Here is a 20,650-nt window from a genome sequence, read left to right as displayed (position 1 = left end):
GAATTTATAGAATAGGGGTAAAAAACAGTGGCAGCTTTAACACCAATGATGCAGCAGTATATGGAAGTGAAGAATCAGTACAAGGACTGTATATTATTTTACAGACTTGGTGATTTCTATGAAATGTTTTTTGATGATGCCCTGACCGCATCCAAGGTTCTTGAGATCACTTTGACCGGAAGGGACTGCGGACAGCCGGAACGTGCACCGATGTGTGGCGTTCCATATCATGCCTGCGATGTCTACCTAAATAAGCTGATCGAGAATGGTTTTAAGGTAGCGATCTGTGAACAGGTTGAAGATCCAAAGCTTGCAAAAGGCATAGTAAAACGTGAGGTTATCCGGGTGGTAACACCGGGTACAAATATGTCAAATGCAATTCTTGATGAAACAAGAAATAATTATCTGATGAGTATTTTTGAAAACGATGGTGCATTCGGAATCTCACTGGTAGATATCACGACCGGTGAGTTTAAGACAGCGAGAGTTCCATCCTTATCAAAGCTTACAGATGAGATCAACAAATATTCTCCTGCCGAGATCATCGGCAATCATTCTTTCATGAATTGTGATCTGGATTTCGTTTATCTGAGGGAGAAAATGAAAATTTCCATTTCTGAAGCGCCGGAGCATTATTTCAATCAAATGCTATGTGAAGATGCAATTATGAGGCAGTTCGGCGTTAATAATATGGACGGGCTTGGACTGAAGGATTTCCCTGACTGTATCTTATCCTCCGGAGTCCTGCTTCAGTATCTGCATGAGACACAGAAGAATTTCCTTGCACATATCAATCATATCGTGCTGTATTCCATCGACGATTTCATGATTCTTGATTCCGCAACCAGAAGAAATCTGGAGCTTTGTGAGACACTTCGTGACAAGCAGAAACGAGGTTCTTTGTTATGGGTATTGGATAAAACCAAGACAGCAATGGGTGCGAGAATGCTTCGAAGCATGATCGAGCAGCCTTTGATATATAAAAAGGATATCGAAGCAAGACTTGATGCAATAGAACAGTTAAATAATGATATGATCAATCGTGATGAGATGCGGGAATATCTGAACCCGATCTATGATCTGGAACGACTGATGACAAGGATTTCCCTACGATCCGCAAATCCACGCGATATGATTGCATTTAAGACATCCCTTTCATATCTGCCGTATATCAGACAGCTTTTACAGATCTATCCGGATGGGCTTCTTGCAGATATTTATGAGAAAATGGATGAATTACAGGATATTTATGACCTGTTAGAGCGTTCGATCAACGACGATCCTCCGATACTGATCCGTGAAGGTGGTATTTTCAAGGATGGTTATCTGGAAGAAATTGATACTTTAAAATCGGCAAAGACAGATGGCAAGACATGGCTTGCAGAATTGGAGGAACGGGAAAAGCAGAAGACAGGAATAAAGAATCTTCGCATCAAGTTCAATAAAGTATTTGGCTATTATTTTGAGGTGACTAATTCCTATAAGGATCTGGTACCTGAATATTTTATAAGAAAACAGACACTTGCAAATTCAGAACGATATACAACAGAAGAACTGGACAATCTTGCAGGCTCGATTCTTGGTTCTGAAGATAAATTATATGCACTGGAATATGAAACCTATATTGCGCTCAGAGATAAGATTGCGGGTGAGATCCTGCGTGTGCAGAATACAGCAAGACAGATTGCTTTATTAGACTGTCTCTGTTCGCTGTCATATGTGGCATCTGCCAATCAGTTTGTTCGTCCGGAGATAAACGAAGATGGTGTAATTGATATCAAAGAAGGTCGCCATCCTGTCGTTGAGAAGATGATGAACAACGGTATGTTCATATCAAATGACACCTATCTGAATAATTTTGAGAGCAGGATATCGATCATAACCGGACCGAATATGGCTGGTAAATCTACCTATATGCGTCAGACGGCTCTGATCGTTTTAATGGCGCAGATCGGAAGCTTTGTTCCTGCTGCTTCAGCAAATATCGGTATCTGTGATCGTATCTTCACCAGAGTAGGGGCATCCGATGATCTTGCAAGCGGGCAAAGCACTTTCATGGTAGAGATGAGTGAGGTTGCAAATATTCTTCGAAATGCAACGAAGAACAGTCTGCTGATCTTAGATGAGATCGGACGAGGAACCAGTACATATGACGGACTTAGTATTGCATGGGCAGTTGTGGAATATATCAGTAACAGTGAACTGCTTGGAGCAAAAACGTTATTTGCCACCCATTATCATGAGCTGACAGAATTAGAGGGTAAGTTATCCTCTGTAAATAACTACTGTATTGCAGTAAAAGAAGACGGTGATGATATCGTATTCTTACGAAAGATCGTAAAAGGCGGAGCGGATCGAAGCTATGGTATTCAGGTAGCTAAACTTGCCGGAGTACCGGATATCGTGATCGATCGTGCAAATGAGATCTGCAACCAGCTTATCGATACGGATATAACGACGAAATTAAAAGATATCAAGATAACAAATGATTTTCATAAAAGTGCTTCCGATACCCAGATGTCATTTCTGGCAAATCCTGAAGAAAGTGCTATTTTAGAGGAGATCAAGAATGCGGATCTATCCAACATGACACCGATGAAAGCATTGTTATACCTGAATGAATTACAGGAGCGAATCCGTTAAGGAGAACCTATGATTAAATTACTGGATCAATATACAATTGATAAGATCGCAGCCGGTGAAGTGATCGAGCGTCCCGGCTCGGTTATAAAAGAATTAGTGGAGAATTCCATCGATGCGGGTGCAACCGCGATCACCATCGAGATCAAGGAAGGCGGAATGAGTTTTATCCGTATCACAGACAATGGATGCGGTATCTCAAAAGAAGAAGTCCCGGTTGCCTTCCTTCGCCATGCAACCAGCAAGCTTCAGACGGCGGATGATCTGTTAAAGATCGCATCCTTAGGCTTCCGTGGCGAGGCGTTATCTAGTATAGCCGCAGTTGCCCAGGTAGAGCTGATCACCAAGCAGGAAGATGCGCTTACCGGAACCAGATATCAGATCCATGGCGGAAAAGAGATCTCAAATGAGGAAATCGGCGCACCGCTTGGTACAACGATCGTTGTAAGAAATCTGTTCTATAATACACCTGCCAGAAAGAAATTCATGAAGACGCCTGCAACAGAGGGCTCGTATATTTACGATCTTGTCTGCCGTATGGCAATGTCACATCCGGATGTTTCATTTAAGTTCATTATGAATGGGACAGATAAGCTATTTACATCCGGCAACGGCAGACTAAAAGAGATCATCTATCATATATATGGTAGAGATATTACGAATAACCTTCTGGAGATCAATGCAGCAAATGATCAGGTAAAGATCACAGGATATCTTGCAAAACCGAGTATATCCAGAGGTAACCGTTCATTCGAGGATTATTATGTGAATCAAAGGTATATAAAGAGCAATATATTAACAAAGGCAATCGAAGATGCATATCGTACCTTTGTTATGGTTCATAAATTTCCATTTACAGTTATCAATTTTGAGATTGATCCATCTCTGATCGATGTGAATATCCATCCTGCAAAACGGGAATTGAAGTTCATAAATGAACCGGATATGTATGATTTTACTTATATCAGCGTTAGAAAGGCCCTGTTATTTAAAGAGCTGATCCCGACTGTTACACCGGGAAAGGATATGCGGCCGGAGACACTGGCAGAACGCAAGGTGGAGAAACGCCCGGAGCCATTCGAAGCTAACAGGAGAGCCGCAGAGCTTCCTCCGCAGCCGGCAAGGCCAGCGCAGCAGAAAAAGCCAAGCATGCCAATGCAACCGGCAAATTCAGGTATATCTGCTCAACCAACGCCGACACCATCTGTTACGATGGAAAACAGAAGTAGCTCGCCGGTTGAAATCCAATATTTGAAAGAAGATAACCAGTCTGGTAAAAATATCACAAATAATATGGTTGCTGAAAATATTGTTCCGTATTTGACACAACCGACAAAGGCAGCATTAAATCCTGCTGAAGCGAGTTTACAGACTAACGAAACATCAGAACAGAAGAAACAGGAACCGATCACCCCGGAAGCTAAGGTCAAATACGAGCAGATGGATATGTTTGAAGATAAGTTTCTGACCCCGGAAGCTAAGAAAAAGCACAGGATCATCGGACAGTTATTTAAGACATACTGGCTGATCGAGTATGAAGACAAGTTCTTTATCATGGATCAGCATGCCGCACATGAAAAGGTAAAATTTGAGGAATTAATGGCAAACTATAAGAACAAGACAGCCATTCCACAGTACCTGATGCCGCCTGCGATCGTATCCTTGAGCGGAACAGAATCAGAGTTCTTACGGGAAAATCTGGAATTTTTCCAGAATCTGGGATTTCAGATCGAGGGCTTCGGAGGAAAGGAATATAAGCTGTCAGCCGTTCCGGCAAATCTGTTCGGATTAGACGGCAGGGAACTGTTTCTGGAATTTATCGGAGAGTTATCCGAAAACGGACAGAAACAGACGATTGACACCTTTATCAGCAAACTTTCCACAATGGCGTGTAAAGCTGCGATAAAAGGGAATACTTCCATTAGCTTTAAGGAGGCAGACACCCTGATCGACCAGTTGATGAAGCTTGAAAATCCATATACCTGTCCGCATGGCAGACCAACCCTGATCTCCATGACAGAGACAGAACTAGAAAAGAAATTCAAACGAATTGTTTAGTAATTAAACTTATATAGAAACGGAGCAGCAAATGAAGCCTCTTGTTATATTAACCGGACCGACAGCCGTAGGTAAAACAAATCTGTCGATCGGTCTTGCAAAAAGAATAAATGGTGAGATCATTTCTGCAGATTCCATGCAGGTCTATCGAAAGATGGATATCGGAACTGCCAAGATCATGCCGGAGGAAATGGATGGAGTTCCCCATCATCTGATCGATGTATTAGATCCGAAGGAGCCGTTTAATGTTGTATTATTTAAAAAACTTGCAACAAAGGCGATGGATGCTATCTATGCCAGAGGACGGATACCTGTCATTGTCGGCGGAACCGGCTTTTATATTCAGGCAGTTTTATACGATATTCATTTCGATGAAAATGACGATGATAAAAGCTACCGTACTTATCTGGAACAGCTTGCGGAAAAACATGGAAATCTCTGCCTTCATCAGATGCTTGAAAAAGTGGATCCGGCGTCAGCCGCAGCCATTCATTATAACAACCGCAAACGTGTGATCCGGGCATTGGAATTCTATAAAGAGACAGGAATCCCGATCTCCGAACATAACGAGAAAGAATCCAAACGGATTTCTCCATATAATTTTGAATATTTTGTGTTAAATGATGCAAGATCAAAATTATATGATAGAATAGACAGGCGAATTGACATCATGGTAGAACAGGGATTGATCGAAGAGGTAAAGGCATTAAAGGATCAGGGATATACAAAAGATCTAATATCCATGCAGGGACTTGGATATAAAGAGATCCTCGATTATCTGGATGGTGTAACATCTCTGGATGAAGCCCTCTATATCTTAAAACGTGATACCAGACATTTTGCCAAGCGTCAGATCACATGGTTTAAGAGGGAAAAAGAAGTCACCTGGGTGGATAAGAGTGAATTCACATCAAAAGATACCATTATGGATTTCATGCTTGAACAGTTGCGGTCAAAGGGAATTATTTCATAAAATAAAATGGAGCAGATAAAATGAACACATTATTAAAAGATTATTATACATCCTTACACATTGATGAACGGGTATTTGATTACTGTCAGAAGATTGAAGACAGCTTAAAGGACCGTTTTGCAGCGATCGATGCCATTTGTGAAATCAACCAGATGAAGGTCATCAAAGCCATGCAGGATAATCGTCTGGCAGAAGCGCATTTTGCAGGTTCCTCCGGATATGGTTATACCGATGACGGACGAGATGCACTCGAACGGATCTATGCAGATGTATTCCATACGGAAGATGCGCTGGTCCGTTCTCAGATCACCTGTGGAACACATGCGATCTGTACGGCGTTATTTGGTAACTTAAGACCGGGAGATGAACTGCTTGCAATTTCAGGAAAACCATATGATACGATGGATGAGATCATCGGACTTCGCCCTTCACCGGGTTCTTTGGCAGAATATGGTGTTACATACGCCCAGGTAGATCTGACACCGGAAGGAGAGTTTGATTTTGACGGAATCCGAAATGCGATCAATGAACACACAAAGCTTGTAGAGATCCAGCGTTCCAAGGGTTATGCCGTACGTCCGACTTTATCCTGTGAGAAGATCGGAGAAGCAATCGCATTTGTAAAGAGTATCCGTCCGGACATCATCTGTATGGTAGATAACTGTTATGGCGAATTTGTGCAAGATAAAGAACCAACAGACTATGGCGCAGATCTGATCGCAGGTTCCCTGATCAAGAATCCGGGTGGCGGACTGGCTCCGATCGGTGGTTATATCTGTGGTAAGAAGGAATATGTGGAAAATGCCGCATATCGTCTTACAACTCCGGGACTTGGCAAAGAGGTTGGTGCATCTTTAAATAATACAAAGGCTTTTGCACAGGGCTTATTCATGGCTCCATCGGTTACGGCAAGTGCTTTAAAGGGTGCGATCTTTGCTGCAAATGTATATGAAAATCTTGGTTTTAAGACAGTTCCGAATAAGACAGAGGATCGTTTTGATATCATACAGGCAGTTGAACTTCAGACACCGGAACGTGTAGTTGCTTTCTGTGAAGGGATTCAGGCGGCTGCACCGGTTGACAGCTATGTAAAGCCTGTACCATGGGATATGCCGGGATATGATTCTCCTGTCATCATGGCGGCCGGTGCATTTGTATCCGGTTCTTCAATTGAACTTAGTGCGGATGCCCCTATGAGAGAACCGTATGCTGTATATTTTCAGGGAGGACTTACCTATCAGCATGCAAAATTTGGAATTGTAATGACATTGCAAAAAATGGTAGAAAATAACCTTATAGTGTGGTAGATTATTTTAGAACAAAAGCCGAAAAGAAAAAACGGTAAATACTCCTTACCGATTCGTGGAGAGACGGAGACGAAGGAGGAAAAATGAGATCAGAATTTACAATGAAAGATATGGCGGAATGTGAACGCCCATATGAGAAATGTCTGTTGGAAGGTGCAGCCGTCTTATCAGATGCGGAACTTCTGGCAGTCATACTTCGATGTGGAAGCAGACATGGGAATGCTTTGTTGACTGCGCAGAAAATATTAGCTGCACACCCGGTTCATAAAGGGATCATCGGATTGAATTATCTGTCGGTTGATGATCTTATGAATGTTGATGGTATCGGAAAAGTAAAAGCAATTCAGATGCAGTGTATCGCTGAGTTGTCCAGAAGAATGGCAAGATCAGAACACCGGTCAGGAGTTACCTTTGGTAATCCGAAAAGTATTGCAGACTATTATATGGAGCGCACCAAATATTTGTGCAAAGAACAGGTATATGTATTAATGTTTGATTCGAGCCATCATTTGTTAAAAGAGTGTCGACTGTCAGAGGGAACGGTCGATCATGCAGTTGTATCGCCGAGGGATATTTTTATTGATGCATTAAAATATCAGGCTGTATATATCGTACTATTGCATAATCATCCCTCAGGGAATCCGGAACCCAGCAACCCGGATATTCTTCTGACCAAGCGTGTGGAGGAAGCGGGAAAAACACTGGGGATACGTTTATCGGATCATATTATATTAGGGAATAATTGTTTTGTCAGCCTGGCAGAAAGAGGAATCATAGAATGAGACGACGTAATCGTAAAAGAATAGAAATTACACCAAAATATTTTTTGCTGGCACTTACAATCTTGTGTGTGGTGCTGATGGTTACTTCTTTATTTTTTGACGGAATGATGTCATCCGTCAGAAATGTAACTAATACTTTTATTGTACCGATGCAAAAGGGAGTTAATACAGTAGGTACATGGGTTGAATCCAAGGTAGAAGCCTTCCACAATTACGAGAGTGTAGTAACTGAAAATGAACAGCTTAAGGAGAAGATATCTTCCTACGAAACAAAGCTTGCACAGTATCAGCAGGATTCCTATGAGCTTGACCGGCTTCAGAAATTATATGAATTAGATGCTCTTTATACAGATTATGAAAAGACCGGAGCCCGCGTAATCTCAAAGGATACCGGCAACTGGTTTGATGTCTTTTATATCGATAAAGGTACAAAGGATGGCTTATCTGTTGGATGTAATGTCCTGTATGGTAACGGACTCTGTGGTATCATAACAGAAATCGGTGAATCCTATGCAAAAGTTCGTACGATTATTGATGATACATCAAATGTTAATGCCATGATCCTTCCAAGCAGATCCATCTGTAATGTGTCAGGAAGTCTGACGAATTACGCAGACGGATATATGATTGCTGAAAATATTGATAAAGATGCCGAAATATCGGAAGGAGATCAGGTTGTAACATCCTATGTCTCAAACAAATATCTTTCAGGTATTAATATTGGTTATGTGTCAAAGGTTGAGAGTGATTCCAACAATCTGACGAAGACTGCCTATATTATACCTGCTGCCGACTTCTCAAACATCGAAGAAGTACTCGTAATTTTACAGACTAAGAAAAATATCACGGATTAACAGAAAGAAGTGTAACATTGAAAAGAGTAATAATACTTGGAATATTAATAACAATATGTTTTGTTTTGCAGACTGCCCTTTTCCCGTTTCTTGAAATAGCAGGTATTGCACCGGATCTTATGCTGATCCTTACTGTTTCCTTCGGACTGATGCGGGGAAGAAAAGAAGGTATGCTGGTTGGGTTTTTCTGTGGTTTTTTATATGATGTATATTTTGGATATGCCATCGGACCATTTATGATCTTATATATGATTCTTGGCTATTGTAATGGTTTTTTCCACAGACTTTATCTGGTAGAAGATGTTCTTCTTCCAATAATTATAATCTTAGTTGATGATCTTATTTTTAATTTTGCAACCTATGTAATTTTCTTCCTTATGCGGAACAGACTGGAGTTCGCAACTTATTTAAAAGATATCATATTACCCGAAATGATCTACACAGCACTTATCACGTTGATCGTATTCAAGTTTTTTGCATTTGTAAATAAGACATTGAAAAAAATGGAAAAAGCAAGTGAATGATCCGGCAATTGTCTGATCATATGATCGTGAAAGGAACGTAAGAATGTTTAAAGAATTTTTCAGTTTGATAAAAGAATCAATAATTGAACATGTCAAGCATCGTCTGTTTGTTGTAACGGTCTTGTTTCTGGTTCTATTTGGAATACTTATATATCGTTTGTTCGATCTGCAGATCGTAAATGGCGAAAAATATCAGGAGAGTTTTACTTATAAATCCGTAAAGACAGTAGCGGTAAAAGCGACCAGGGGAAATATATACGATTGTAACGGAAAGCTTCTGGCTTATAACGAAGCATCCTATACTTTATCTTATATAAGTGGAACGGACCTGACGGAAGCGGCTGCCGCAAAGGAAACGACTTCGAATGAATTGCGTAATGACATAGTATATAAAACTATTCTGATCCTTGAACAAAACGGAGATAAGATGTCAGTGAGTCTTCCTCTGAAGTTAACCTCGAAGGGCTTTGAATTTACTGTATCCGGAAATACGTTAAATACTTTTTTAATGAATGTATATGGTGCAAGCTCTGTCGACAGTCTGACAGAAGAGCAGGCGTCTTCAACTGCCGATGATATATTTAAATATATGCGTGGAAAAGATTTATTCAATATCTCCGAAACATATTCCGATGAGGCGGCATTAAAGATCCTCGCGGTACGATATGAGATATGGCTGAATCGTTACCAGCAGTATATGTCTGTTCAGCTTGCTGATGGTATCAGTGAAGAAAGCTATGCAGCAATCAAAGAAAATTCGGATGAACTTCTCGGCATGGAGGTAAGTGTTGAATCACATCGTGTATATAATGATTCTGTATATTTTGCTCAGATCATAGGTTACATCGGAAATATCTCCAATGAGGAACTGGAAAAATATAATGAAACTCTGGATGATTCAGAAAAATACAGTGCAAATGATATGGTCGGTAAAATGGGACTTGAAAGTGAGTTTGAATCTTATTTGCGCGGCAAAGATGGATATCAGAAGATGTATGTCGATAATATGGGTAAGGTAATAGAAGTGATCGATTCCAAAGATCCTGTCGCAGGTAATGATATCTATTTGACAATTGATTCCGATCTGCAAAAATATTGTTATAATGCGCTTGAAACAGAAATTGCATCCATTCTTCTTGCCCATATAAAGAATGTAACGACATCCACGGATAAGGATGATATTCCGATCACCGATGTATATTTTGCTTTATTTGATAATAATGTTATAAGCATTGATGACCTTGCGGCAAAAGATGCATCTGAACTGGAACAGTCCGTTAATTCTTACTTCCAGTCCGCAAAACAAAATACACTTTCAAGACTGGATGATATATTAAACGTCAGTCATACTCCATTACATGATCTGACATTACAGTATCAGGATTATATGGAATTTATCTGTGAACAGTTAAGTGAGATGGGAATTTACAACCCGAGCAAGATTGACAAATCTGATGCTGCTTATGTTTCGTATATAAACAACAGTATTTCGCTGTGCGAATATCTGAAATATGCGATCAGCCAGGGCGCCATCGACATCTCCGGCATATCAACAAAGAGCGATTATTATGATACAGATGAGATTTACAACGTACTGACAGAATATATCTTAAAAGAATTTGAAAATAATACCAGTTTCGACAAACTTGTTTTTAAATATATGATAATATCAGGAGAACTTACAGGAAGTCAGGTAATTAACCTGTTATATGACCAGGGTATCCTTAATATGGCAACAGACGCAGATTATTCCGATTATAAAGCCGGTGTTATGGGAAGCTATGACTTCATATGTAAAAAAATTAAAAATCTTGAGATTACTCCGGCAATGCTGGCGCTTGATCCTTGCTCCGGTTCAATTGTCGTTACGAATCCGAATAATGGGACAGTTAAAGCAATGACAAGTTATCCAAGCTATGATAATAATCGTCTTACCAATATGATTGATGCAGATTATTATTCGAAGATTACGACAGACAAAACAACACCAATGTACAGTAGGGCAACTATGCAGCAGACAGCGCCCGGTTCTACATTCAAAATGATCACCGCATTTGCCGGTATGAATGAGAGCGTTATCGGGGTCAACGATGTGATCCAGACCAAAGGATACTTTGATAAAACAGAGACACCTGCTAAATGTTGGATTTATCCGTCTGCACATGGAACAATCGGTATATCTAAGGCAATTGAGGAATCCTGTAACTATTTCTTCTATGAACTTGGATATCGGATGGCAACAAAAGATACAGGAACCTACAGCGATATCACCGGTGTGGAACGGCTTCAGGAATATGCAGGTATGTTTGGATTTGACAGCACATCAGGCATTGAACTGCCTGAAAGTAAACCTCAGATATCAGATGCGGATTCAATCCGTACTGCGATTGGACAGGGTACGAATAACTTCACTGCAACTCAGCTTGCCCGGTATGTTACAACCCTTGCAAACAGCGGCACATGTTATGACTTAAGCCTTGTTTCGGAAATAAAGGATATTGATGGCAATGTTGTATATAAAAATGAGCATAAGGTTCATAACCAACTTGATTTTCCTGCAGAACAATGGAATGTTGTAAGACAGGGTATGCGACAGGTTGTTTCCGTTCATACAAGCAGCAGTGCACTGATCAATCAGATCAATGTCGCAGTAGCAGGCAAAACAGGTACTGCCCAGCAGAGCGAAGCCAGACCGAACCATGCGTTATTTGTATCATTTGCACCATATGAAAATCCTGAGGTAACGGTTACAAGTGTAATACCATTTGGATATTCTTCCGGTAATGCAGTCGAGCTTTCAGGTCTCGTATATGCATATTTGTATGATCCTGATGTTCTTGAGAATACAACTATTACCGGTAACAATGCACTTTCCGATTAAATTCCTGATTGAATATAACAATTTGGATATCAGATACACCAGATAAAAGAGCCTTGGTTTGCAGGCATTTTATTATGATGAGGGATTGAATATGAATACCGACGTTGTTATGAAGGCAAACAGCCATGGAATACGTATCATTCTGAATGAAGATAATTCAATGGAACAGATTCTTTCTGATATCAGAGAGAAATTATACAGTCAGGAAGTATTTTTGAAAAAAAGCGGAAGAGTACCGGTTACATTTGAAGGGAGACTGTTATCCTCCGGAGAAGAGGAACAGATCCTATATGAATTGAATCATCTTCCAAATACCGAAGTGGAATTCTGTCTGGAAGCTTCAAAACAGGATCTGTGTAGTCAGATCGATATTCCACCTCACAGAGCAAAGAGTCCACCTGAAAAAAAACAAGTCAAAAAAAATGTTCAAAAGAAATTGTCTGACAAACAGTTTTCAACAATAGAAAAAAAAGCATTACCACCGGATATATTTAAGAATGATACGATTCAGTTTTTTTGCGGGAATTTACGAAAAGGTCAGACGTTGGAGGTAAAAAAGAGTATAATCATACTCGGAAATATAGAGAAAAAAGCAACGATTATTTCGAATGGAAATGTCATTGTTCTCGGAAAACTTTCAGGAAACGTGATTGCCGGACAGGATCACTTAAAAAACAGATTTGTTCTGGCTCTTCAGATGGAGCCGGTTCATATAAAGATCGGTTCAGCTGTTTATAATAAAACAAAACAGAACCGAAAACAATTTCATACAGATGATGCGATGATGGCAAGCTGCGAAAATGGACAACTTCTTTTTCAGGCGCTGTCACAGACTTCACTTTAAGATAAAATTTCAATGCATATTTTAAAACAGGAAAAGATATTGACGGAGGTGTTTTATGAGTGAAGTAATTGTTGTAACATCAGGAAAGGGAGGAGTTGGCAAGACAACTACATCAGCCAACATCGGAACCGGACTGGCAGGGTTGAAAAAGAGAGTCGTTATGATAGATACCGATATTGGTCTCAGAAATCTGGATATTGTCCTTGGACTGGAAAACCGGATTGTATATAACCTTGTTGATGTTGTAGAAGGAAACTGTCGGTATAAACAGGCTTTGATCAAGGATCGGAACAACCCGGATCTTTTTCTGATGCCATGCGCACAGACAAGAGACAAGACTGCAGTTTCACCGGAACAGATTATAAAGCTTGTCGACGAAATGCGGGCTGATTTTGATTATATTATTATCGACTGTCCGGCCGGAATCGAACAGGGATTTAAAAATGCTATTGCCGCAGCAGATCGTGCCATCGTAGTTACTACACCGGAGGTATCTGCAATTCGTGACGCGGATCGTGTTATAGGATTATTAGAAGCAAATGAAATAGACAAGATCGACCTTATCATAAATCGTATCCGTTATGATATGGTGAAAAAAGGTGATATGATGTCTGTAGATGATGTTGTCGATATCCTTGCAGTAAACTTGCTTGGGGTTATCCCGGATGATGAGCAGATTGTTATTTCAACAAATAAAGGAGAACCACTCGCGGGAAGTAATACCATATCAGGAAATGCTTATATCGATATTTGCAGACGGATACTTGGTGACAGCATTCCTCTTACAGATTTTAATGTTTTTAAACGAAAACCTTTTAAGCGTTTATTCAGAAAAAAACATGCATAAAGGGGTGAAGTTTAATATTATGAAAGAAAACAGAGCAGTATCGAATGTGATAAGCTATAATTCCGGGCATTATGCCAGAGAACGATTAAAAAATATATTAATGGCTGATCGAATAGGTTGTACTCCGGATGTCGTAACAAGAATTCGGGATGATATGCGAAAATGCGTTGCGGCCTATGTTAATATCGATTCAGCAAATATGACAGTACAGCTTTCGGATTCATTTATCATTGCACGAATCCCGGTTGTAGGAATACATATGAAAAAGGACAAAGAAAAAGATGAAACACATGAAACAGATGGACATGTCAACGGAAAAAAAATACAGTCTGATCAACTATAATTTTAAGCTTGTATTATTTGTGATCGCAGCTATGATTATGGGAACAATCACAATCTGCAGCGTTCGACCGGATTTTCAGACGAAACAGTTGATCGGTGTAGGCGCATGTGTAATTGGAATGATCATTGTATCATTGATCGATTACAATTTTATATGCAAATATTATATGATCCTTTATGCGGGAAATATACTTTTGCTTCTGCTAGTTCTGTTGGTCGGTTCCGGAGGAGGAGATCAGGGCGTTCGCCGTTGGTTCTATATATCAGACTCTTTCACAATACAGCCATCAGAATTTGCTAAAATTATTTTGATCATTTGTACAGCAGTTTTTCTGGAAAAAAACTACGAAGATTTGAACACGCCAAAGGTACTTGCAAAGCTTGCGGTATTTTTGGCTGTTCCTGTTGGTCTGATCGTGGCAGAACCCGATTTGTCTACCTCGATCTGTATTATGGTCACACTATTTATTGTTATATTTGTAGCAGGACTCAGTTTGAAACTCATAGGTATTATGATCCTGATTCTTGTTCCATGTTTTGGTGGATTTATCTGGTATATCCAACAGGATAATCTGCCTCAGTTTTTGAAAACTTATCAGATTAATCGTATTCTGGGACATATATACGGAAGTGAATATGGTGCATCCTCCGATCAACAGGATAATTCAGTTATGGCGATCGGTTCCGGTCAGTTATCCGGTAAGGGTATTAATAACTCAACCGTAGCAACCGTTAAGGATACGAACCTGATATCTGAGCAGCAGACAGACTTTATCTTCTCGGCAGTAGGTGAAGAATTAGGTTTTATTGGAAGTGTGATTATTATTGCAATTTTATGCCTGATAGTGTTACAATGTATTCGGGTTGCTAGGCACGCAAAGGACAAAAAGGGTATGTATATAGCAGCGGGAATCGGTTCACTGGTTGCTTTTCAGACATTCATTAATATCGGAGTTGCAACTGCATTATTACCGAATACAGGCCTTCCGCTTCCGTTTATCAGTTACGGACTTAGTTCTCTTGTAAGTATGAGTGCCGGTATTGGATTGGTATTAAATATAAATCTGCAAAAGAAGAAATACTAGGAGGAGAGTTATGAATATAGGGTTAATAGCACACGATGCGAAAAAAAAACTGATGCAGAACTTCTGTATTGCTTACAGAGGAATTTTAAGTAAAAATGATTTATATGCGACAGGAACAACGGGACGATTGATTGAGGAGGTTACCAATCTGAACGTTCATAAATATATTGCGGGACATTTGGGTGGTGAACAGCAGTTAGGTTCACAGATTGAGAACAATGATATTGATATGGTTATTTTTCTCCGGGATCCTTTGCATCCAAAGGCACATGAACCGGATATCAACAATATCTTTTTATTATGTGATATGCATAATATTCCGCTTGCAACAAATCTTGCAACTGCAGAGCTCCTGATCAAAGCTTTAGACCGAGGAGATCTCGACTGGCGGGAATTTTATAAATAATTTGGAGATATAAAGATGAAAAAATTGACAAAATGGATGGCAGTCATGCTGATTCCCATTCTTGTTTTATCCGGATGCACAAAAAGAAGTTATGATACAAGCAATCAACTTGCACTTGGAATATCTGAGAATCTGCCTTTATACAGCTCTGACAGCTTTGGTGACCAGTATACAGTCATACCCGATGGAGAGGCTCTTGCTGATGAGAACTACAGCGCGGTTAAGTCGGCAGTTTTGATAAATGACTCAACAAAAGAGGCTTTAGTTGTACATAACGCACATGATCGTATTTACCCTGCAAGCATGACTAAATTAATGACAGGTCTTCTTGTTATGGAAAGTATCGAAGACGGAACTTTATCTTTAGATGACACGATTACATTATCACATACTGTTACATTTCAGGAAGATAATGTAGGTGTGAGCGATCTTACAAAAGGATGCTCTGTAACAGTAAAGAATCTGTTATATGGCCTTTTGATTCGTTCATACAACGACTGCGGTGTTCTGCTTGCAGAAAAGATTGCAGGAAGTGAGGATGCATTTGTTGAGAAAATGAATGAAAAAGCATTTGAATTAGGTGCTACAAATACGCATTTTGTGAACTGCCATGGATTACATTCAGACGATCATTATACGACTGCATATGATCTCTATCTGATCTTTTCAGAATTCATAAAACATGACATGGCATATCTGATTGATTCACTCGATTCATATGATTTTACATATACAGATGAAACAGGTGCAGAGAAAAGTGTCACATTACAGGCAACAAATGGTTATATATCCGGTGAGTTTAAATTCCCGGAGGGGTATTCGTTAGGTTCCTGGAAATCCGGTACGACCACAGCAGCCGGCAACTGTCTGATCCTTGAATTTGTAAAAGATGATACAGGTGATAAATATGTTGCTGTTATTGCCGGAGCAGAAGACAGGGATACGTTATATAATGATATGACTATGTTAATTAATACTGCAAAATAAACAGCTATCTGAGTGGACATTTTGTCCACTCAAAATATATAACTGTTTTAATATAATTCAGGAGGTTTTATTATGATTCAGATTATTACAGGTGATAAGGGTAAAGGAAAAACAAAGGTTCTGATTGACAAGGTTAACAATGAGGTAAAAGTTGTAACAGGTTCTGTTGTCTTTATTGATAATAATAACAAGCATTTATATGAGCTCAGTAATCGCGTCAGAATGATTAACTGTACAAACTACGAAGTGGATAATCTGGAAATGTTTGCAGGCTTTATTCTTGGTATTATTTCTCAGAATAAAGATATTGAAAAGATTTATATTGACAACTTTACATCTGTAACATATGTAAAGCCGGAGCAGATCAGCTATGCTCTTGATCTCATGAACAAGATCAGTGAAAAATATAACATCGGTATCGTTCTCTGTTTTGCAACAGACAGCTCCGAAGTTCCTGATACATATAAGGACAATATCATTGCCGCATTATAATAAAAATATACCTGCGAAGGGTACTGTGTCTCTGATTCAGGATCAGTACACAGACTAAAGGAGATATATATGACTTCCATAAAAAGAAAAGTCAGGAAACGACAGCCTGTCAAGATCAGTTTCGGGTTTATCATTTTTGCGATCATGTTTATATATATGCTGATCCGTATCATTATATCAATGAATGATCACGACCTGAGTGTATTTCAGGTAGAAGAAAGCAGCTATGATACTAACTTTACTGTTCCGGGGCTTGCTGTTCGAAAAGAGACATTGAACTACAGTTCAACCTCCGGCTATATCTGTTATTATATCCGGGATGGCGAAAAAGTAGCAAAAGGATCCAGTGTATATTCTGTTGATGAGACAGGTTCTATGTATGATGCACTTTATGAAGTACAGAACAGTAACAATACTTCGTTATCAGCAAACGATTATAATGATCTGAGTAAACAGATACAGATTTTCAAAACTGGATTTTCGACTTCTGATTTTTCAGAAGTATATGAATTTAAAAATACAATTGATAATAAGGTTCTTGAAATGTATGAGGATATGGCTTTAGAACAGTTATCCTCAGACAAATCATTTGATTCGACATTTACAGCGGTTAAATCATCGGCCAGTGGAATTGTATCCTATTATATGGATGGTTACGAAGACTTTGATATCAACAATTTATCGGCTGATGATTTTGATAAAACCAAGTATTCAAAAGAATTGTTAAAAAAAAGCGATATTGTTGAATCCGGAAAACCTGTATATAAGATTATTGATGATGAGGACTGGAAGATTGCTGTCATGCTTACAAAAGAAGAATACAGCAAAGTAAAAAAAGATGAACATGTTCGATTTCGAATCAATGACTCAAGTAAAAAGATTTCAGCCAAATACGAGACAATTGAAAAGGATGGAAATTATTTTATTATCATTGACATGAGCAGATATCTTGCTGAATATGTTTCAGAACGTTATCTGAATCTTACATTTATCTTCTCCGAAACAAAAGGACTTAAGATCCCAAATTCAGCGATTGTTGAAAAAGATGTTCTTATGATACCGGTCGGATATCTGTCCGGCGGAAGCGGAACGACGGAAAAGAAATATTTTAACCAGATCGTATTAACAGAGGATGGCTCAACTTCGGTTGTACAGATATCCCCTACTATATATTTTACAGATGATCATTTCTGCTATGTTGATCCGGCAGATATCAAGGAAGATGCGGTTCTCGCCGCAAATGAATCGGATATCACCTTTAATGTATCAACAGCGGGAATCTATAAGCTAAAAGGTGTTTATTGTATCACACAGGGAACAGCGCTATTCAAACAGATCGATATAACCGTAAATGGAGATGATTATTCAATAATCGATCCTAATACAGCATATGGAATATCAGCATATGATCGTATTGTACTGGATGGTACATCTGTAAAGGAAAACCAGATCATATATTAGGAGTGATAGAAAAATGTTAAAAGAAAACTATGAGTTAGTAGATCAGAAGATTACAGAAGCCTGCAAACGGGCAGGCAGAGACAGAAAAGATGTTACACTGATCGCAGTCAGCAAAACAAAGCCTTTAAGTGATATTGAAGAACTGCTTGCAGAGACAGACGCTATAGATTTTGGCGAGAACAAAGTACAGGAACTGGTTGATAAGTATGAAACCGTTTCCCGCAAAGTAAACTGGCACATGATCGGTCATTTACAGACAAATAAAGTAAAATACATCGTTGATAAGGTCTGTCTGATTCATTCTGTTGATTCAATAAATCTTGCAAAAACGATTGAAAAAGAAGCTGCAAAACATAATGTTGTAGTTAAAGTATTAATCGAAGTAAATGTCGCCGGAGAAGAGAGCAAATTCGGTGTTTCTGTTGAAGAAACAGAAGATCTTATTATGCAGATCAAGGATTTTCCTCATATACAGATAGAAGGTCTGATGACGATCGCGCCGTTTGTTGATGATCCTGAGGATAATCGGGTTCATTTCCGACGCCTGAGAGAATTATTACTTGACATCAATTCTAAAAACATTGATAATGTCCATATGAATGTCCTCTCGATGGGCATGACAAATGACTATGAAGTTGCCGTTGAGGAGGGTGCCACTATGGTCAGAGTGGGTACAGGAATTTTTGGTGCAAGAAACTATAATATTTAAAGGAGAACCATTATGGCAAAGAATGGAAAAAAAAGCTTTCTGGATTATTTTAAAATAAATGACTCCAGCGATGAATATGAAGATGATTTATTTGATGATGATGAATATGATGACGATGAAGATGATTTTGATGAAGAATATGAGCCAAAGCCAAAGGCTGTAAATGGAAGATCATCTGCATCTACATATACAGCAGCTGCTACACAGAGTGCCGGCGCTGCTGCTAAAAAATCAAAATTTGTAAAACCGGCAAAGAATACAGCTACAGCTTCCAATAATACAAAACTTGTTTCATTTAACAACAGAAGTCAGGGCGGTTCCCAGCAGGTATTTGTTATTAAACCGGATGAATTTGATGATGCACAGATGATCATCGACCATTTAAAAGGCGGACAGGCGATCGTGATCAATATGGAGGGAATGGAGCTGTCTACAGCACAGCGAATTATCGATTTTATTGCCGGTGCATGTTATTCCCTTGATGGATCGTTACAGGCAATTTCCGGTAATATCTTCATTGCAGCTCCGGCAGATATCTATGTATCCGGTGACCTCAGAGAAGAATTATTGAATGATGCATTCTTGTCTCCAGAATTAAGCAAGTACTAATAAATGACTAAATAATGATCTGCACTTGCAGATTCTGAAGGAATGTTAAGGGAGGATTACAAATGCTTACACCTGTTGATTTACAACAAAAGAAATTTCAGCATGGTATGGGGTATACCAAAAAAGATGTTGATTCATTTTTTGATATTGTTATTTTGAGTTATACAGAGTTGTATAAATCAAATGCTGAACTGACCAATCAGGTCAAGACACTTACAGATAGTCTGGTGCATTACAGGACTACAGAATCAAAGCTTCAGAAATCACTTATGCTTGCAGAGAAGAACGCAGAAGAAGCTACAAAGAATGCAAATGACAAGGCCAAGATTATTGAGAACGATGCAAAAATCAAGGCAAATAATATTGTTCATCAGGCAAGAGAAGAGTTGGAAAGAATTGAAGACAGTATTGAGGGCATTAAGCAACAATACAGAGATTACACGATGGCATTTAAAAATCTGATGGATTCACATCTTCAATTTCTTGCAACGAATCCGATCAACGAAGAATTAGGTGTTGATTTTGACGAAATTATGAAGGATGCCAAGTATTTTAATGGAAATGCTGCAGCATATGCTCCTGCAGGTTCTAATGGCGAGGGGGCAGGTTCAGGCAGTTTTTCTACTTTCAGTGGCGATCCGCAGGGACGTGAAGAATCTACACTTGGCGGAGGAGGAGGTTCCGGTATGGGAGATTCCACACTTGGCGGATCATCCGGAGGTAATCTTTCAAGTGATTCTTCAGTATATACAAAGAATCTTGGTGGCGGTTCTTTCGTAGATCCGTTCAAATATAAAAACCAGTAAATCTAAAATCAAATAACAAATAAAGATTCCCTGCCTGAATATT

19 protein-coding genes are annotated in these 20,650 nt (G+C 39.2%); all 19 read left to right on the top strand.

The genetic code is table 11. The annotated features are described in order from the left end of the window. Positions 1 to 45 precede the first annotated feature (45 nt). Positions 46 to 2,643: a DNA mismatch repair protein MutS gene (gene mutS, locus GT641_RS02070; protein WP_008400833.1), complete on the top strand. Its 2,598-nt coding sequence runs from the start codon at positions 46 to 48 to the stop codon at positions 2,641 to 2,643. A 9-nt stretch (positions 2,644 to 2,652) separates the two neighbouring features. Beyond that, positions 2,653 to 4,698 carry a DNA mismatch repair endonuclease MutL gene (gene mutL / locus GT641_RS02065; protein WP_161116711.1) on the top strand — a complete coding sequence of 682 codons (2,046 nt, stop codon included), beginning with the start codon at positions 2,653 to 2,655 and terminating at the stop codon, positions 4,696 to 4,698. 31 nt (positions 4,699 to 4,729) lie between these two features. Next, positions 4,730 to 5,671, top strand: a complete 942-nt coding sequence (miaA, locus tag GT641_RS02060) for a tRNA (adenosine(37)-N6)-dimethylallyltransferase MiaA (RefSeq protein WP_161116710.1) — start codon at positions 4,730 to 4,732, stop codon at positions 5,669 to 5,671. 20 nt (positions 5,672 to 5,691) lie between these two features. Continuing rightward, positions 5,692 to 6,978, top strand: a complete 1,287-nt coding sequence (locus GT641_RS02055; protein WP_008400836.1) for a methionine gamma-lyase family protein — start codon at positions 5,692 to 5,694, stop codon at positions 6,976 to 6,978. Positions 6,979 to 7,061: 83 nt separating this feature from the next. Further along, positions 7,062 to 7,760 carry a DNA repair protein RadC gene (gene radC / locus GT641_RS02050; RefSeq protein WP_008400837.1) on the top strand — a complete coding sequence of 233 codons (699 nt, stop codon included), beginning with the start codon at positions 7,062 to 7,064 and terminating at the stop codon, positions 7,758 to 7,760. Further along, the gene (mreC, locus tag GT641_RS02045; RefSeq protein ID WP_008400838.1) at positions 7,757 to 8,614 is read left to right on the top strand and encodes a rod shape-determining protein MreC; all 858 of its coding nucleotides are present in this window, start codon (positions 7,757 to 7,759) and stop codon (positions 8,612 to 8,614) included. Before radC ends, mreC begins: the two co-directional genes overlap by 4 nt. Positions 8,615 to 8,631: 17 nt before the next feature. Then, positions 8,632 to 9,138 (top strand): rod shape-determining protein MreD, encoded by a 507-nt coding sequence (mreD, locus tag GT641_RS02040; RefSeq protein WP_119963319.1) that lies wholly within the window; start codon positions 8,632 to 8,634, stop codon positions 9,136 to 9,138. Between the two features lie 43 nt (positions 9,139 to 9,181). Continuing rightward, positions 9,182 to 12,019, top strand: coding sequence for a penicillin-binding transpeptidase domain-containing protein (locus GT641_RS02035; protein WP_161116709.1), 2,838 nt, complete (start codon positions 9,182 to 9,184; stop codon positions 12,017 to 12,019). A 91-nt stretch (positions 12,020 to 12,110) separates the two neighbouring features. Further along, positions 12,111 to 12,863 carry a septum site-determining protein MinC gene (locus tag GT641_RS02030; protein WP_133302410.1) on the top strand — a complete coding sequence of 251 codons (753 nt, stop codon included), beginning with the start codon at positions 12,111 to 12,113 and terminating at the stop codon, positions 12,861 to 12,863. A gap of 55 nt (positions 12,864 to 12,918) precedes the next feature. Further along, on the top strand, positions 12,919 to 13,710 hold the full coding sequence (gene minD / locus GT641_RS02025) for a septum site-determining protein MinD (RefSeq protein WP_008400842.1): 792 nt from the start codon (positions 12,919 to 12,921) through the stop codon (positions 13,708 to 13,710). 19 nt (positions 13,711 to 13,729) lie between these two features. Then, positions 13,730 to 14,053, top strand: coding sequence for a cell division topological specificity factor MinE (locus GT641_RS02020; protein WP_161116708.1), 324 nt, complete (start codon positions 13,730 to 13,732; stop codon positions 14,051 to 14,053). Beyond that, a complete protein-coding gene (locus GT641_RS02015) occupies positions 14,001 to 15,137 on the top strand; it encodes an FtsW/RodA/SpoVE family cell cycle protein (protein ID WP_044944964.1) in 1,137 nt (378 codons plus the stop codon). The genes GT641_RS02020 and GT641_RS02015 overlap by 53 nt, the downstream gene beginning before the upstream one ends. 10 nt (positions 15,138 to 15,147) lie before the next feature. Continuing rightward, positions 15,148 to 15,543, top strand: coding sequence for a methylglyoxal synthase (gene mgsA / locus GT641_RS02010; RefSeq protein WP_008400845.1), 396 nt, complete (start codon positions 15,148 to 15,150; stop codon positions 15,541 to 15,543). 15 nt (positions 15,544 to 15,558) lie between these two features. After that, positions 15,559 to 16,530, top strand: a complete 972-nt coding sequence (locus GT641_RS02005) for a serine hydrolase (RefSeq protein ID WP_008400846.1) — start codon at positions 15,559 to 15,561, stop codon at positions 16,528 to 16,530. A 72-nt stretch (positions 16,531 to 16,602) separates the two neighbouring features. Beyond that, positions 16,603 to 17,022 carry a hypothetical protein gene (locus tag GT641_RS02000; RefSeq protein ID WP_008400848.1) on the top strand — a complete coding sequence of 140 codons (420 nt, stop codon included), beginning with the start codon at positions 16,603 to 16,605 and terminating at the stop codon, positions 17,020 to 17,022. A 69-nt stretch (positions 17,023 to 17,091) separates the two neighbouring features. Further along, a complete protein-coding gene (locus tag GT641_RS13095) occupies positions 17,092 to 18,483 on the top strand; it encodes an HlyD family efflux transporter periplasmic adaptor subunit (RefSeq protein ID WP_243104442.1) in 1,392 nt (463 codons plus the stop codon). Positions 18,484 to 18,496: 13 nt separating this feature from the next. Continuing rightward, positions 18,497 to 19,192: a YggS family pyridoxal phosphate-dependent enzyme gene (locus GT641_RS01990; protein ID WP_161116707.1), complete on the top strand. Its 696-nt coding sequence runs from the start codon at positions 18,497 to 18,499 to the stop codon at positions 19,190 to 19,192. A gap of 12 nt (positions 19,193 to 19,204) precedes the next feature. Further along, positions 19,205 to 19,801, top strand: a complete 597-nt coding sequence (locus tag GT641_RS01985; RefSeq protein WP_008400853.1) for a cell division protein SepF — start codon at positions 19,205 to 19,207, stop codon at positions 19,799 to 19,801. 62 nt (positions 19,802 to 19,863) lie between these two features. Continuing rightward, positions 19,864 to 20,607 (top strand): DivIVA domain-containing protein, encoded by a 744-nt coding sequence (locus GT641_RS01980; protein WP_119963314.1) that lies wholly within the window; start codon positions 19,864 to 19,866, stop codon positions 20,605 to 20,607. Positions 20,608 to 20,650 lie beyond the last annotated feature (43 nt).

The sequence above is a fragment of the Clostridium sp. BIOML-A1 genome (assembly GCF_009874105.1).
Taxonomy (GTDB): Bacteria; Bacillota; Clostridia; order Lachnospirales; family Lachnospiraceae; genus Coprococcus.
Note: the sequence above shows the minus strand (reverse complement) of the source record. Positions and strands in the feature narration are given on the sequence as shown.

Bases quoted from the DNA above. Each gene is read 5' to 3' on its own strand.
- mutS (WP_008400833.1), top strand. From the start codon at position 46: ATGATGCAGCAGTATATGGAAGTGAAGAATCAGTACAAGGACTGTATA.
- mutL (WP_161116711.1), top strand. From the start codon at position 2,653: ATGATTAAATTACTGGATCAATATACAATTGATAAGATCGCAGCCGGT.
- miaA (WP_161116710.1), top strand. From the start codon at position 4,730: ATGAAGCCTCTTGTTATATTAACCGGACCGACAGCCGTAGGTAAAACA.
- GT641_RS02055 (WP_008400836.1), top strand. From the start codon at position 5,692: ATGAACACATTATTAAAAGATTATTATACATCCTTACACATTGATGAA.
- radC (WP_008400837.1), top strand. From the start codon at position 7,062: ATGAGATCAGAATTTACAATGAAAGATATGGCGGAATGTGAACGCCCA.
- mreC (WP_008400838.1), top strand. From the start codon at position 7,757: ATGAGACGACGTAATCGTAAAAGAATAGAAATTACACCAAAATATTTT.
- GT641_RS02035 (WP_161116709.1), top strand. From the start codon at position 9,182: ATGTTTAAAGAATTTTTCAGTTTGATAAAAGAATCAATAATTGAACAT.
- GT641_RS02030 (WP_133302410.1), top strand. From the start codon at position 12,111: ATGAATACCGACGTTGTTATGAAGGCAAACAGCCATGGAATACGTATC.
- minD (WP_008400842.1), top strand. From the start codon at position 12,919: ATGAGTGAAGTAATTGTTGTAACATCAGGAAAGGGAGGAGTTGGCAAG.
- GT641_RS02020 (WP_161116708.1), top strand. From the start codon at position 13,730: ATGAAAGAAAACAGAGCAGTATCGAATGTGATAAGCTATAATTCCGGG.
- GT641_RS02015 (WP_044944964.1), top strand. From the start codon at position 14,001: ATGAAACAGATGGACATGTCAACGGAAAAAAAATACAGTCTGATCAAC.
- mgsA (WP_008400845.1), top strand. From the start codon at position 15,148: ATGAATATAGGGTTAATAGCACACGATGCGAAAAAAAAACTGATGCAG.
- GT641_RS02005 (WP_008400846.1), top strand. From the start codon at position 15,559: ATGAAAAAATTGACAAAATGGATGGCAGTCATGCTGATTCCCATTCTT.
- GT641_RS02000 (WP_008400848.1), top strand. From the start codon at position 16,603: ATGATTCAGATTATTACAGGTGATAAGGGTAAAGGAAAAACAAAGGTT.
- GT641_RS13095 (WP_243104442.1), top strand. From the start codon at position 17,092: ATGACTTCCATAAAAAGAAAAGTCAGGAAACGACAGCCTGTCAAGATC.
- GT641_RS01990 (WP_161116707.1), top strand. From the start codon at position 18,497: ATGTTAAAAGAAAACTATGAGTTAGTAGATCAGAAGATTACAGAAGCC.
- GT641_RS01985 (WP_008400853.1), top strand. From the start codon at position 19,205: ATGGCAAAGAATGGAAAAAAAAGCTTTCTGGATTATTTTAAAATAAAT.
- GT641_RS01980 (WP_119963314.1), top strand. From the start codon at position 19,864: ATGCTTACACCTGTTGATTTACAACAAAAGAAATTTCAGCATGGTATG.